The following is a 306-nucleotide window of genomic DNA, read 5'->3' on the forward strand; positions in this document are numbered from 1 at the left end:
GTCCTTGGCCAATAGAGGATTTTGTCCGTCATGCGTCAGGTACGAGACGCGGGCGCAACGAGCAGCCGACATCGCGATCAGCTCGTGAACGGGATGAGCCTGACGCTCCTGCATTGTCACATACGGCAGGTGCCACGCACGAGCATCATTCAGGTCCTTTGGATCGACAATACGCGGATTGCTTGCGGACATGGCCCGAAGCATAGTCTCAGCCAAATCTTTGATTTCGGGCTGGGCATCCGGGTGATTACGCAGCTCAAAGAAGTTGTCCCATTGACTCGACGTGACCACCACATTGATGTTGGT

At 55.2% G+C, this 306-nt stretch carries 1 protein-coding gene; it reads right to left on the minus strand.

Annotated features, from left to right (window positions below; all coding sequences use genetic code 11):
- Nucleotides 1-306 (minus strand): FAD-dependent thymidylate synthase (locus AC1RP4_RS07915; RefSeq protein WP_481763261.1); only part of this gene is annotated, 306 nt, incomplete at both ends.

The organism is Dellaglioa sp. CoH-56-MRSF-10 (genome assembly GCF_056782175.1).